The 12,824-nt window shown below is 60.8% G+C and carries 12 protein-coding genes; all 12 read right to left on the bottom strand.

Annotated elements, in window-relative coordinates; genetic code table 11:
• Positions 1 to 26 precede the first annotated feature (26 nt).
• Positions 27 to 617, bottom strand: a complete 591-nt coding sequence (locus tag CTT34_RS08000) for a CvpA family protein (RefSeq protein WP_159341955.1) — start codon at positions 615 to 617, stop codon at positions 27 to 29.
• Positions 618 to 619: 2 nt separating this feature from the next.
• Positions 620 to 1,318: an SPOR domain-containing protein gene (locus CTT34_RS07995; RefSeq protein ID WP_159341954.1), complete on the bottom strand. Its 699-nt coding sequence runs from the start codon at positions 1,316 to 1,318 to the stop codon at positions 620 to 622.
• 17 nt (positions 1,319 to 1,335) lie between these two features.
• Positions 1,336 to 2,628, bottom strand: coding sequence for a bifunctional tetrahydrofolate synthase/dihydrofolate synthase (folC, locus tag CTT34_RS07990; protein WP_159341953.1), 1,293 nt, complete (start codon positions 2,626 to 2,628; stop codon positions 1,336 to 1,338).
• Complete coding sequence (accD, locus tag CTT34_RS07985; RefSeq protein ID WP_159341952.1) at positions 2,621 to 3,631, bottom strand: acetyl-CoA carboxylase, carboxyltransferase subunit beta; 1,011 nt, start codon at positions 3,629 to 3,631, stop codon at positions 2,621 to 2,623. Before accD ends, folC begins: the two co-directional genes overlap by 8 nt.
• Before the next feature lie 92 nt (positions 3,632 to 3,723).
• Positions 3,724 to 4,527, bottom strand: a complete 804-nt coding sequence (gene trpA, locus CTT34_RS07980) for a tryptophan synthase subunit alpha (protein WP_159341951.1) — start codon at positions 4,525 to 4,527, stop codon at positions 3,724 to 3,726.
• Between the two features lie 8 nt (positions 4,528 to 4,535).
• A complete protein-coding gene (gene trpB / locus CTT34_RS07975) occupies positions 4,536 to 5,774 on the bottom strand; it encodes a tryptophan synthase subunit beta (RefSeq protein WP_159341950.1) in 1,239 nt (412 codons plus the stop codon).
• Positions 5,775 to 5,874: 100 nt separating this feature from the next.
• A complete protein-coding gene (locus CTT34_RS07970; RefSeq protein ID WP_159341949.1) occupies positions 5,875 to 6,510 on the bottom strand; it encodes a phosphoribosylanthranilate isomerase in 636 nt (211 codons plus the stop codon).
• Positions 6,507 to 7,445: a tRNA pseudouridine(38-40) synthase TruA gene (truA, locus tag CTT34_RS07965; protein ID WP_159341948.1), complete on the bottom strand. Its 939-nt coding sequence runs from the start codon at positions 7,443 to 7,445 to the stop codon at positions 6,507 to 6,509. The genes CTT34_RS07970 and truA overlap by 4 nt, the downstream gene beginning before the upstream one ends.
• A gap of 9 nt (positions 7,446 to 7,454) precedes the next feature.
• Positions 7,455 to 9,527, bottom strand: coding sequence for a type IV pilus assembly protein FimV (locus CTT34_RS07960; RefSeq protein WP_159341947.1), 2,073 nt, complete (start codon positions 9,525 to 9,527; stop codon positions 7,455 to 7,457).
• A 254-nt stretch (positions 9,528 to 9,781) separates the two neighbouring features.
• Positions 9,782 to 10,894 carry an aspartate-semialdehyde dehydrogenase gene (gene asd, locus CTT34_RS07955; protein WP_159341946.1) on the bottom strand — a complete coding sequence of 371 codons (1,113 nt, stop codon included), beginning with the start codon at positions 10,892 to 10,894 and terminating at the stop codon, positions 9,782 to 9,784.
• A gap of 137 nt (positions 10,895 to 11,031) precedes the next feature.
• Positions 11,032 to 12,114 carry a 3-isopropylmalate dehydrogenase gene (gene leuB, locus CTT34_RS07950; RefSeq protein WP_159341945.1) on the bottom strand — a complete coding sequence of 361 codons (1,083 nt, stop codon included), beginning with the start codon at positions 12,112 to 12,114 and terminating at the stop codon, positions 11,032 to 11,034.
• A gap of 59 nt (positions 12,115 to 12,173) precedes the next feature.
• Positions 12,174 to 12,821, bottom strand: coding sequence for a 3-isopropylmalate dehydratase small subunit (leuD, locus tag CTT34_RS07945; protein WP_159341944.1), 648 nt, complete (start codon positions 12,819 to 12,821; stop codon positions 12,174 to 12,176).
• Between the last annotated feature and the right edge of the window lie 3 nt (positions 12,822 to 12,824).

Here is a 12,824-nt window from a genome sequence, read left to right as displayed (position 1 = left end):
CCAGCGAAGAATTTTCAAGCAACGCCCTACTGCGCGTCCGTCTCCACCTCCGGAGCGCCACTGGTGGGTAGCGTTGGCTGCGCACGGCGCAGCTCGGGCAGCGAAATATCGCGCAGTGACTCTGGGGGCGTTGGTAATTCACGCTCCCACTGGTCGAGCTGACTAACCGCCCAGTCGCGTAGCTCGACGAAGGTAGGCCTCAGCGAGGCCTGTTGCCACGCCTGGAGTTCCGCCAGGGGCGTCAAGGTAATCAGGACCGTCGCTACCAGAAGAATGACCGCCCCTCGTGCGATACCAAACGCAGCGCCCGCAAACCGGTTCAACAACCCCATGCCGACCCACTCGACGGCCGCATGCACCACGCGAATGACGATGCCACATAACAAGATGACGGCAAAAATCACCAGGACGAACGCCAACACCAAGCGGGCATCGAAGCTATCGATAAAGCCACTCATTAGCTCGGCGACGGGCTCAGCCAGCACGCGAGCTACCATCAGCGCCACCACCCAAGCGGCCAGCCCCAACGATTCGCGTACGAAACCACGCACGAACCCGGCCAGCATGGACAGCCCCAGAACCGCTAGAAACAGTGCATCAATCCAGGTCAAGGCCATGGTCAATCTCTAACTCGCACAAGTAGGCCCTGGACATTGATCCGCTGCTTGATCAGGGCCATGGCTGCCTCGCCATCTTCGGAGGTGGCATAAGGGCCAACGAGTACGGTAGTCAGGTTGTTGTCTCTGGCCCGCTGAAAGACACTGAATCCTTCGCCGCTGAGCTGGTCGCTGATGCGTTGGGCATTGGCGGTATCGCCAAAGCTGCCTACCTGAACGGCCCACTCCCCTTGCTGCTGAGCGGCCGGACCGGAAGAAGCACTACTGCTGCTATTGCCGCTGCTGCTATTACGACTCTCATTGGCGGCCACCAGCGCAGCGATGGGGTCATCTTGCGGTGGAGAGGCAGGTTCCGGCGCTGGTGACGAGGACATCGATTCGGAAGGAGCCTCTTGAGTCGACGACGCTTCGGCGCGCACGACCTGATCGGTTTGCGGTGCACGAGGCATCTCGTCAATCGGCTCTTCGAGCAATTCGTCTGTCTCGACGGGGTCGGAGGGAGCGGGCGTCGAGATGGATTCGGGCATTTCCGGCGCGGGCACGTCCTGACGGACGACATCCACGGGTTGCTCGATGACAAAGGTCGGCTGAGGGCGCTCTTCACGCGGCGCAGGATCACTCATTAGCCATGGAACGACAATGGCCAGCAGCGCCAGCAGTATCACGATGCCACTAATGCGTTCCGTTTTACCGTATTTCATATCCCTCTCCATCAAGCTTAGCGCGCTCGCAATGTGGCTTGCGGCAGCGGCATCGCCAGCAACTCAGCGACCGTAAAGAACGAGCCAGTGGCCAGCACGCGGTCCTCGGGGGTGAGCTGCTTGGCCAGCTTGGCAGCTCCCGCCGCGGGGGAGTCGGCGCAATCATACACGTGTCCGCCAAGCGACGTAATACGTTCGGCTAACTCCGCTGCGGTGCGGCCACGCTCCCCGTCAAGGCTCACGCACACCCAGTCGGTCACTCTGGGCAATAGGGCTTGAATGACACCGTCGGCATCCTTGTCATTCAACATGCCGATGAGCGCCCACTGCCGACCGCCCTTGGGCGGTGCCGGTAAGCGCCTAGCGACGTACTGCGCGGCATGAGGGTTATGGCCCACGTCCAGACACCACTGGCCCACCCACTGCATGCGCCCGGATAGCGTGACCGTCCGAAGCGACTTGCGCACGGTATCGACCTTGAGAACGACACCGGCCAGCGACAGCGCTTGCAGCGCCGTGGCGGCATTATCGATCGGCAAACCTGGGTCTGGCAGGCCATCCAACGAGAGCGTAGCGCCATCTGCCGCCAAGCCATGCCAACACCAAGTCGCCCCTGCCACGTCGCCAGCGCTGTGGCTAAACGCGGCTCCCAGTGCAAAGGTTTGAGCTGCGATACCAATCGCGGAATCCAACACGCTGGCAGGTAGCGCCTGACTTCCGAGCACTGCCGGTTTGAGCGGGCGAAAAATCCCCGCTTTCTCACGGCCAATCTGCTCGATATCAGTACCGAGAAAGTTGGCATGATCCAATGCAATGGTCGTGACGATCGCCACGTCTGCATCGATGATATTCACCGCGTCCAGACGACCGCCCAACCCCACTTCCAGCACGGCCAGGTCCAACTCGGCCTGAGCCAAGCACCACAACGCACAGAGCGTGCCGGCTTCGAAGTAAGTCAAGCTGACGACAGGCGCTTGCAGACGGGCGTTTTCTACCTGCTGAAAGCCCTCTACCAAGCGTTTATCGCTGGCTTCACGACCTTCGAGCGTGACGCGCTCGTTGTAGCGCAACAGATGAGGAGAGGTGTAGGTGCCCGTACGCCAGCCGTGTGCACGCGCCAGCGAATCGATCATGGCAAGGGTCGAACCCTTGCCATTGGTACCCGCCACCGTGATGACCCGTTTGGCAATGGGGCGATCCAGCAGCCCCATGCGTTTGGCCACTAAAGAGACGCGTTCCAACCCCATATCGATCCCTACGGGATGCAGGGTTTCCAGGTGATGAAGCCATTCCGCTAACGTGTTAGGCATTGCGAGACGCGTCATCGCTCGGTGCAGCGCGTACGTCCGCTTTGGCCCCACCGCTAGCCGGTGACTCGAACGCGTCTGCCAACGGTTCTTCGTTGACGACCGGCTCGATAACCTCGGCGTCCGGCTGCTCGCCTTTCGAGGGGTTAGCGCTGTGGTGCGTCAATTTACGCAGCACACCGCCTACTCGCTCACGCATGTCATGACGATGAACGATCATGTCGACCGTGCCATGCTCCAGCAAGAACTCGCTGCGCTGGAAACCTTCTGGCAGAGTTTCACGGACGGTCTGCTCGATGACTCGGGGGCCCGCGAAACCAATCAGCGCATTGGGCTCAGCAATGTTCAAGTCGCCCAGCATCGCCAAAGAGGCCGATACGCCGCCAAATACAGGATCGGTCAAGACTGAAATATAAGGAACGCCTGCCTGCTTGAGCTTCTCGAGCGCCGCCGACGTTTTTGCCATCTGCATCAGCGAGAACAGCGCTTCTTGCATGCGCGCGCCGCCTGACGCTGCAAAGCAGACCAGCGGAATGCCCTCTTCCAATGCGATGGTCGCCGCGCGAACGAATTTCTCGCCCACGACGGCGCCCATGGAGCCGCCCATGAAGGTGAACTCGAACGCCACGGCAACGACCGGCAACCCATCCAGCTCGCCACGCATTGCTACCAGCGCGTCTTTTTCGCCGGTCTCTTTTTGCGCCGCCGTCAGACGATCCTTGTACTTCTTGGAGTCGCGGAACTTGAGGCGATCGTTCGGCTCGATCTCTGCCGCGATCTCTTCGCGCCCCTGTTTATCCAGGAACCAGTCCAAGCGTTTGCGCGCCGTCAGGCGTAAGTGGTGCTCACATTTGGGGCATACGCTGTGATGCTTCTCTAATTCAGGCAGGTAGAGAACGGCTTCACACTTGGGACATTTACGCCAGAGACCGTCGGGCACGCTGGCACGACGGTCTTTACGCTGGATACGCCCCATGGAGGGCACGATCTTGTCTAACCAGCTCATATCAAAAAGGCTTCCGTGTACGTCAAGGCTTGGCCACGCCAAGCCTGATGAGTGTCGTCAATCAAATCAGTGTAGACGATGAGGGAACGCGCTTAGGCGTCCATCGCGGTGCGCATTTCTGCCAGCACGCTTTTTAACTGCCCGGCAATCGTTTCAGGGGCGTCGACGCTATCGGCAATACGGTTCACCAATGCGCTGCCTACGATCACGCCGTCGGCGACTTTCGCCACCTCGGCAGCCGTCACACCGTCGCGAATACCAAACCCAACGCAAAGCGGTAAATCGGTCATATCCCGCAGCGGCGCAAGGTGCTCGGCCACGTCTTCAGCGTTCAACGTGGCCGCACCGGTGACGCCTTTCAGCGAAACATAGTAAAGGTAGCCCTCACCGTGGGCGCATATTGTAGCGGCACGGGCATGGGAAGTGGTAGGCGCAACCAGGAAAATCGCAGCCAAGTCCCGGGCTTTCAACAGCGGACCGAACTCTTCGGCCTCTTCAGGCGGCATATCCACCACCAGCACGCCATCCACCCCAACGCTTGCGGCCTTGTCGGCAAACACTTCGTAACCGATGCGCTCGATGGGGTTGAGATAGCCCATCAAGACGATGGGCGTCGTGGTGTCGGTCTGGCGGAATTCGGCCACCATGTCCAGCAGATCGACTAATCGGGTGCCCTGTTTCAGCGCCCGCTCGCAGGCTTTCTGAATCACCGGGCCATCGGCCATGGGGTCGGAGAACGGCACGCCTAGCTCGATCACGTCGGCACCCGCCTCGACCAGGGCATGCATGAAGCCCACTGTGTACTGCGGTGCTGGATCGCCTGCGGTGATATAAGGAATCAGGGCTTTGCGGCCCTGCTGCTTCAATTCTGAAAAACGCTGGTCAATACGATTCATGCTCGCCCTTAAAACTCGATGCCGTCGATTTTCGCAACGGTCATGATGTCTTTATCACCACGACCCGAGAGGTTCACCACGATATGCTGATCCGGACGCATGGTGGGGGCCAGCACCTTGGCATGGGCCAACGCATGGGCCGACTCCAGCGCGGGCATGATGCCCTCCATGTGGGTCAATTCCCGGAACGCTTCCAGCACTTCTTTATCGTTGGCGGCAACGTAGTGCACCCGGCCCACGTCTTTCCACAGCGAGTGCTCGGGGCCAACGCCGGGATAATCCAGGCCCGCCGAAATGGAGTGAGTGTCCGAGACCTGCCCGGCTTCGTCGGACATCAAATACGTCCGATTGCCGTGCAGCACGCCGCGCGGCGCGTTCGATGACAGCGGCGCGGCGTGACGGCCCGTCTCGACCCCATCGCCACCGGCTTCCACGCCGTACATCGCCACGGCGTCATCCTCGACGAACGGGTAGAACAGCCCCAGCGCATTGGAACCACCGCCAACACAGGCGATCAGCGCATCGGGTAAGCGGCCGATTTGTTCCAGCGACTGACGGCGCGCTTCGCGGCCCACCACGGCGTTGAAATCGCGCACCAGCTGCGGATACGGGTGCGGCCCCGCCACGGTGCCAATGATGTAAAAGGTGTTGTCGACGTTCGTCACCCAGTCACGCAGGGCTTCGTTCATCGCGTCTTTGAGCGTCCGCGTCCCCGACTCCACCGGAATGACCCGTGCACCCAGCAGGCGCATACGGTAAACGTTGAGCTTCTGACGCTGCACGTCTTCCGCCCCCATGTACACGTCACACTCCAGGCCGAGGCGCGCGGCGACGGTGGCGGTAGCCACGCCGTGCTGACCTGCACCGGTCTCTGCGATGACGCGAGGCTTACCGGTTTTTTTCGCCAACAGCGCCTGACCAATGGTGTTGTTTACCTTGTGAGCGCCGGTGTGGTTGAGGTCTTCGCGCTTCAGCCAAATTTGCGCGCCACCCAGCGACGCTGACCAGCGTTTGGCGTGATACAGCGGCGACGGTCGACCCACGTAATAAGCCAGGTCACGGTCGAACTCGGCTTGGAAATCCGGATCGTCGCGCAAGCTGAGGTAAATCTGCTCCAGCTCTTCCAGGGCAAAGCTAAGGGTTTCTGACACGAACCGGCCGCCGTAGGGCCCAAAATGACCACGGGCATCCGGCATTCGGGTCAGGTCGCTGAACTTGGTTTCAGTTGCTGAGACGGTCACAGGCATACCTCACAAGATCGCCAGAAAAGGCAAATGAATGAATAAGTGTCGGCCCGCCCACGCCAAGGTGGGCGGCGCATCGAACAGGGCGTGCACGCAGGCGCGTCTAACGGATGGAGGCCTGCGTCACGTTGCGAACAAAAGCGGCCATCGACTCGGCCGCTTTCACACCGGGGGATGCCTCGATACCACCTGACACATCAACCGCATACGGTGCAACTTGGGTCACTGCAGCCGCGATGTTGTCGGCGGTCAGCCCACCCGCGAGAATAACAGGTTTTGCCAGGGTTGCGGGGATTCTAGACCAATCAAAGGTCTCGCCAGTTCCGCCCGGCACGCCAGGTCGATAGGCATCCAATAGCAGCGCTTGTGCACCGTCATAGATCGTGGCGGCGTCGTGTAAATCAAGCCCGTCGCGCATTCGCAGTGCTTTGATCCAGGGCCGTCCAAACTGCTCGCAGAATGCCGGCGACTCATCGCCATGAAACTGGATCAGATCCAAGTGCGGCAGGCACTGCTCGATGAACTCGACGGGTTGGTCGACGAAGAGCCCGACTCGCGTCACGAAGGCAGGCACCTGGGCGGCCAGCGCTGCCAGGGTGTCCGGCGTGACGCTGCGGCGGCTGTTGGGCCACATGACGAAGCCCAGCGCATCGACCCCCAGCGCGACGGCTTGAGCCACATCCCCTTGTCGCGTTAGCCCGCAAAACTTGATGCGTGTGCGCGTCACGTTAGGCGTCATGAAGACGTCTCCTGCTGCTGGGGGTTGGCTTGTTTAGAGAAGGTGAGCTGCCGACGTGCGGTCACTCGAGGGCTGTCGGGCAGCACGCGCTCGCCGGTCCACTCGCCGGTAAAGGCCAGCAAGTTCGGGCCTAGCGGCTCTTTGGGCAGCTCGAAACGCTCGTCGTAAAGAGAGTCGACGAAATGCAGACCGCAAGCGGGCGCGGTGACATCCCCTTTACGGCGATTTTTCAGCGCCAGCAGGCGCGCGATGTGGCCTTCATCCTGCACACCACGGCCCACACTGGCCAGGGCACCAGCGATGTTGCGAATCATATGGTGCAAAAAGGCGTTGCCTTGAATATCGATGACCACCAGCGGGCCGTAACGTTTCACTTCCACGAAGTGCATCTGCCGCCATGGGGTCTTCGATTGACACCCGGCCGCCCGAAAGCTGCTGAAGTCATGCTCGCCCACCAACGCTTGCGCTGCGCGGTGCATGGCGTCGGCGTCTAGCGGGTCACGGCACCAGGTCACATTGGCGCGTTCCAAGACCGGACGACTGATTTGGTTCAAGAAAATATAGCGATAGCGACGCGCCAGTGCGCCCAGGCGCGAGTGAAAGTCGTCGGATACCGGCTTTACCCAGCGTACCGCCACGTCTCTGGGCAGATTGGTGTTGGCACCAAAAATCCACGCTTTCTCAGTGCGCTGCACCGGCGGGTCGAAGTGAATCACCTGGCGGGTGGCGTGGACACCGGAGTCGGTGCGTCCGCTGGCGTGAATACGCACCGGTGCGCCGGCCACTTTGGCCAGGGCATCCTCGATGGCCTGCTGAACCGAGGCCGCATGCTTTAATCGCTGGAAGCCGCAGAAGCGAGAGCCATCGTACTCCACGCCCATCGCCAAACGGCCCGCCAGCGGTTGTGTCTCATCAAAGTGGTAGAACAGCGTCATCGAGCCACGTCATTTGGAGAGTTTTGAAGGTTCGCTATTATCCCGACGTCGCGGCTCGAATGCCACCTCTTCAATCTCCCACTCCTCTTCGGGTACGCGACCTGAGCGCGCCATACTGCCCTCCTGTGTCCGGCTCGCTCCCGCGTGGCTCTCCGCTACCTCCTCGTCGGCTGACGCCTCACTAGTCAGCGACGGCGGATGATAGTCGATGTAGTGCGCACGATCGTCATCCTGTGGCGGCACCTGGGGAGACGCTGGTAGCGGTGCCTCATCGCGCTCCTGCATCGGCGTGCTAGGCGACGCTTCCTCTACCGGCTCGGGCGTTTCTAGAAACGCGGCTTCCAGTGCGGCTTCGTCCTCTTCCGAGACGGCGGAGTCGTCACCCTCGTCGTCCTCGCCATGCTTGACGGCATAGTAGAAGTCGTCATTCTCATCGGCGTACCCTAGTTCCCGGTCGCCCGTCTCGTGATCACCTGCGTCATACTCATCGCTGGCGTCTTCACGCTGCGCTTCTCGTTGCGAGTCATCACGCACGGCGCTGGCGAGTTCCTCACTGTCGACGTCGTCACTCGAGTCGTCGGATGCGGGTGGCTCGCGGCGCTCAGGCGCGCTTGTTTCTTCAGAGGAAGACGTTTCTTCGTGACTCGGCGGCACAGCGCTCTCAGTGAGCGGCGGCGTATACAGCGACGCCTCGGGCGCCACCGGCTGCGCCGGGGAGGCGGCAGACGAAGACGCGCTCGGCTCGGTGCGCTTGGGGGGCGTCATCTCGGCGGCGCCCATGCCTGCGGGCGTGGGCGCATCCTCCCACTGGCGCTCACGGCGCTTACGCGACCACACCAAGGCACCAAGCAGCAGGGCCAGGGCCACGCTGGCAAGCGGCCACTGATACTGCTCCAAACGTTCGATCACGCCAGTGCTGGCGGCGTTAGAGGGCGTCTCCAAGGCGGCAGGCGCCGAGGCCGTTTGGGTGTCGATGTCGGTCGAGCTGGGGTCTACCGTGCGGGCTTCTGCCGCCGCCAGCGCTCGTCGGGTCTCCTGCTGAGACGCATTGAGCGCCTCGGTCAATGAGGCGACTTCCTGGCGTAGCGCTGCCATCTCGGCGCGCATCGCCTCGCGCTCGTCGAGCACGGTTTGCAGCATGGCCTGACTTTCCAACAGCTGCTCGGCTAGATCGTTGAGGGTCAACCCAGCAAGCTCGCCCTCTTGCACGGTCGCCACAGGCGCGCCGTCGGAAGAGGCAGCGTCAGGCGGCGTAGATGTAGAAGCCGACACGTCGCTGGCCGTCTCTGGTGCCGGCTCAGGTGCCGAGGCATTGGTCGAGGGCTCTGCTGCAGAGGGCGCGCTAGATGACGAGCGCATCGACTGAATCGCTTGGGCGGCTTGGGCTGGCGAGCGCGCCATCAACTGCTCTCGGCTGGGCACGGCGAGTGTCTGGCCTGCACGCATGTCGTCGACGTTGCCGGTGGGGAACGCCGACGGATTCGCCTCGACCAGCGCCACCATCATCTGCTGAACGCTGACGTCCGCAGGTTTGATACGGGCTGCCACGCCCCAAAGCGTGTCACCGCTGGCCACATAGGCGATGTCACGGGCGGCGCTGGCGGGCCGGGCCGCCGCCGCTGACGGCGTAGACGAAGAGGCCGAGGAAACCGACGATGAGGACACCGCCGCAGGCGACGGGCTGGCGGCATAGTTGGGTGGGTCGAATAGAAGCGTCAGCGCTTCCGTGCGCCGCCCGTCTGGCGTCGTGATGGTGATCAACAGGTCCAACCACGGCTCGTTGACGGCTTGATCGGAACGGAGTACTAGTCGCGCGCCTGAGGGCAGGCGTTGAAGCTCGGTGCGCACGCTCGCGGCGAGAGGGGTCCACTCCAATCCCAACGCGCTGAAGGCGGAGGGGTCAGCAATGGTTACACGTACGTCGTCCAGCGACACATCGGCAGCCTCCACGAGCGGCACACTGGCATCTAACGGCGCTTGCAACGGTGAGTTCACGGTGGCTTGCCCCAGCCCTACGGCCAGCGCCAGCGGACTCACGGCGCTCAGCGGCAGCCACAACAACCATGCCAGCTTTTTATTCATGTCGGCCCCTACTGCCTGCGATTCCCTTGCCCCATGGCAAGATCACTCTTTTCTGCCATGAGATATGTTAGTTCGTTCTTATCATAACGTATTTACCATGACGCCATCTTCAACGCATCCCTTTGAATGAGTACGCGGCTTAGCCACTTGCATCAGCGCAAAAAAAGGGGAAGCTGCGAACAGCTTCCCCTTTTTATTTAGCACTTAGCTTATTTAGCACTTAGCGCTGATGAACGCGCGACGTTCTTGCGCGTTTACTGCTCGCGCAAAATTTTCAGCATGCGCTTGAGCGGCTCAGCGGCACCCCACAGCAGCTGGTCACCCACGCTGAACGCTGAAAGGTATTCACCGCCCATTTTCAGCTTGCGCAGGCGGCCTACCGGCACTTGCAGCGTGCCCGTGGCGGCTGCAGGCGTTAGACCCGCAATGGTGGCGTCTTTCTCGTTGGGGATGAGCTTGACCCACTCGTTATGCTTGGCAATACGCTCTTCGATCTCATCCAGCGGCACGTCTTGTTTCAGCTTGATGGTGAACGCCTGGCTGTGCGAGCGCATGGCACCAATACGCACGCAAAGGCCATCGATGGGGATCGGGTTGTTTTCGAGACCCAGAATCTTGTTGGTTTCGACGCTACCTTTCCACTCTTCGCGGCTTTGGCCGTTATCCAGTTTGGTGTCGATCCACGGAAGCAGGCTGCCAGCCAGTGGCGCGGCGAAGTTATCGGTGGGGAAGTCGCCACCGCGCATGGCCGCCGTCACTTTGCGGTCGATGTCCAGAATCGCGCTCGCCGGGTCGGCCAGCTCGCTGGACACGCTGTCACGCAGTTGGCCCATTTGGTTGAGCAGCTCGCGCATGTGCTTGGCACCGGAGCCCGACGCCGCCTGATACGTCATGGAGGTCATCCACTCGACCATATCGGCTTCGAACAGGCCGCCCAAGCCCATCAGCATCAGGCTAACGGTGCAGTTGCCGCCCACAAATGTTTTCGCGCCTTTGGCAAGCTGCGCGTCGATCACCTTACGGTTCACCGGATCGAGGACGATGGTGGCCTCATCTTCCATGCGCAGGGTGCTGGCGGCATCGATCCAGTAGCCTTTCCAGCCGTCGTTACGCAGGTCGCCGTAGACTTTCTTGGTGTAGTCGCCGCCTTGGCAGGTCACGATGACGTCCAGGGCTTTCAAGTCGTCTAGTGCAAACGCATCTTTCAGCGGAGGCACGTCCACGCCGATGTCGGGGCCCGGCTGGCCGACTTGAGAAGTGGTGAAAAAGATCGGCTCAATGCCGTTAAAATCACCCTCTTCCTGCATGCGCTGCATCAGCACCGAGCCAACCATGCCACGCCATCCCACGAAACCGACTTTCAACATGTGAAGTCCTCCAACTAAGAATGAGACCTATATTATACACACATATCAGACACGACGTCGGCCACCCCTCAGGGCAGCCGACGTATGCCGTTTCAACAAGCATTGAAGCGAATCAAGTAGTTAGCAAGCTTTCTTTGTCACTCACCGCGTGCAAAGGCGGCGAGTACCGCATCGCCCATCTCCACCGTGGAGACACGGCGCGTGCCTTCAGAGGCGATATCGGCGGTGCGCAGGCCGTCATCCAGCACGCTGCCTACGGCAGCTTCGATACGCTCGGCCATCGCCGTTTCGTTGAGCGAGTAGCGCAGCATCATCGCCACGGAGAGCATCATCGCCAGCGGGTTCGCGATGTTCTGGCCCGCAATATCCGGCGCGCTGCCGTGGCAGGGTTCGTACATGCCCTGCCCGCTCTCGTTGAGCGAGGCAGACGGCAGCATCCCGATGGAGCCGGTGAGCATGGCGGCAGCGTCAGAGAGAATGTCGCCAAACATATTACCGGTCACCACTACATCGAACTGCTTCGGTGCGCGCACCAGCTGCATGGCGGCGTTATCCACGTACATGTGAGAAAGCTCGACGTCCGGATACTCCGGCGCTAAGCGCTCCATCACTTCACGCCACAGAATGGTGACTTCCAGTACGTTGGCTTTATCCACCGAGCAGAGCTTTTTGCCCCGCTTTTGAGCCATCTCGAACGCGACGCGGCCAATGCGCTCGATTTCGCTTTCGGAGTAGACATAGGTGTTGAAGCCAACACGCTCCCCGTTACGCACTTCGATACCGCGCGGCTGGCCGAAGTAGATGCCGCCGGTGAGTTCACGCACGATCATGATATCCAGCCCCGCTACCAGCTCGGGTTTCAGGCTGGAAGCGCTGGCCAGCTGCGGGTAGAGCATGGCCGGGCGAAGGTTGCCGAACAGGCCAAGGTTCTTACGCAGCCCCAGCAGGCCTTTTTCCGGGCGCTTGGAAAGGTCTTCGAGTTTATCCCACTTGGGGCCACCCACTGCGCCGAGCAGAATGGCGCTGGCGGCTTTGGCTTTTTCCAGGGTTTCAGCGGGCAGCGGCTCGCCGTGAACATCATAGGCGGAGCCGCCCACCAAGCCCTCTTCGACTTCAATATCCAAGCCCGCTTCTTGGCAGGCTTTCAACAAACGCGCTGCCTGGGCCGCGATTTCGGGGCCGATACCATCACCGGGCAGCAGTAACACTTTATGAGTCATGCTTAATCCTTAGCACTTATAATTTAGGCACTTATAGCCCACTACTCAGTGAGCCAACGCTACGCAGGCTGGCGGAACAGCCACGGGCGCTGCTGGCGATGCTGCTCTTCGAAGCTGCGAATGGCGTCTTCGTCTTGCAGAGTGATGCCAATATCGTCCAAGCCGTTGAGCAGACAGTGCTTGCGGAATGCGTCCACGTCGAACTCAAGAATCTCGCCACTGGGCGTAATCACCCGCTGGTGCTCAAGATCCACGTCGAGCTGGTAGCCTTCGTTAGCTTCTACTTCAGCAAACAGGCGATCTACTTCTTCTTCCGCCAGAGTGATCAGCAAAATGCCGTTCTTGAACGCGTTGTTGTAGAAGATATCGGCAAAGCTGGGGGCAATCACTACCTTGAAGCCGAAATCTTCCAACGCCCAAGGCGCGTGCTCGCGAGAACTACCACAACCGAAGTTACGGCGCGCCAGCAGTACCTCAGCGCCCTGGTAACGCGGCTGGTTCAAGACGAAATCCGGATTCAGCGGGCGCTTCGAGCAGTCTTGCCCCGGCTGGCCTTCATCCAGGTAGCGCAGCTCGTCAAACAGGTTGACGCCAAAGCCCGTGCGCTTGATGGACTTCAAAAACTGCTTGGGAATGATCAAGTCGGTATCGACATTAGCGCGATCCAGCGGCGCGACCACGCCTTCAAAACGTTCGAACTTTTTCATGGC

The sequence above is a fragment of the Halomonas meridiana genome, assembly GCF_009846525.1.
Lineage (GTDB): Bacteria > Pseudomonadota > Gammaproteobacteria > Pseudomonadales > Halomonadaceae > Vreelandella.
The sequence above is the reverse complement of the archived record's forward strand: the minus strand, read 5'-3'. Positions and strand labels throughout refer to the sequence as shown.

Excerpts from the sequence above, each read along its gene's own strand:
- CTT34_RS08000 (WP_159341955.1), bottom strand. The coding sequence starts at position 617 with ATGGCCTTGACCTGGATTGATGCACTGTTTCTAGCGGTTCTGGGGCTG.
- CTT34_RS07995 (WP_159341954.1), bottom strand. The coding sequence starts at position 1,318 with ATGAAATACGGTAAAACGGAACGCATTAGTGGCATCGTGATACTGCTG.
- folC (WP_159341953.1), bottom strand. The coding sequence starts at position 2,628 with ATGCCTAACACGTTAGCGGAATGGCTTCATCACCTGGAAACCCTGCAT.
- accD (WP_159341952.1), bottom strand. The coding sequence starts at position 3,631 with ATGAGCTGGTTAGACAAGATCGTGCCCTCCATGGGGCGTATCCAGCGT.
- trpA (WP_159341951.1), bottom strand. The coding sequence starts at position 4,527 with ATGAATCGTATTGACCAGCGTTTTTCAGAATTGAAGCAGCAGGGCCGC.
- trpB (WP_159341950.1), bottom strand. The coding sequence starts at position 5,774 with ATGCCTGTGACCGTCTCAGCAACTGAAACCAAGTTCAGCGACCTGACC.
- CTT34_RS07970 (WP_159341949.1), bottom strand. The coding sequence starts at position 6,510 with ATGACGCCTAACGTGACGCGCACACGCATCAAGTTTTGCGGGCTAACG.
- truA (WP_159341948.1), bottom strand. The coding sequence starts at position 7,445 with ATGACGCTGTTCTACCACTTTGATGAGACACAACCGCTGGCGGGCCGT.
- CTT34_RS07960 (WP_159341947.1), bottom strand. The coding sequence starts at position 9,527 with ATGAATAAAAAGCTGGCATGGTTGTTGTGGCTGCCGCTGAGCGCCGTG.
- asd (WP_159341946.1), bottom strand. The coding sequence starts at position 10,894 with ATGTTGAAAGTCGGTTTCGTGGGATGGCGTGGCATGGTTGGCTCGGTG.
- leuB (WP_159341945.1), bottom strand. The coding sequence starts at position 12,114 with ATGACTCATAAAGTGTTACTGCTGCCCGGTGATGGTATCGGCCCCGAA.
- leuD (WP_159341944.1), bottom strand. The coding sequence starts at position 12,821 with ATGAAAAAGTTCGAACGTTTTGAAGGCGTGGTCGCGCCGCTGGATCGC.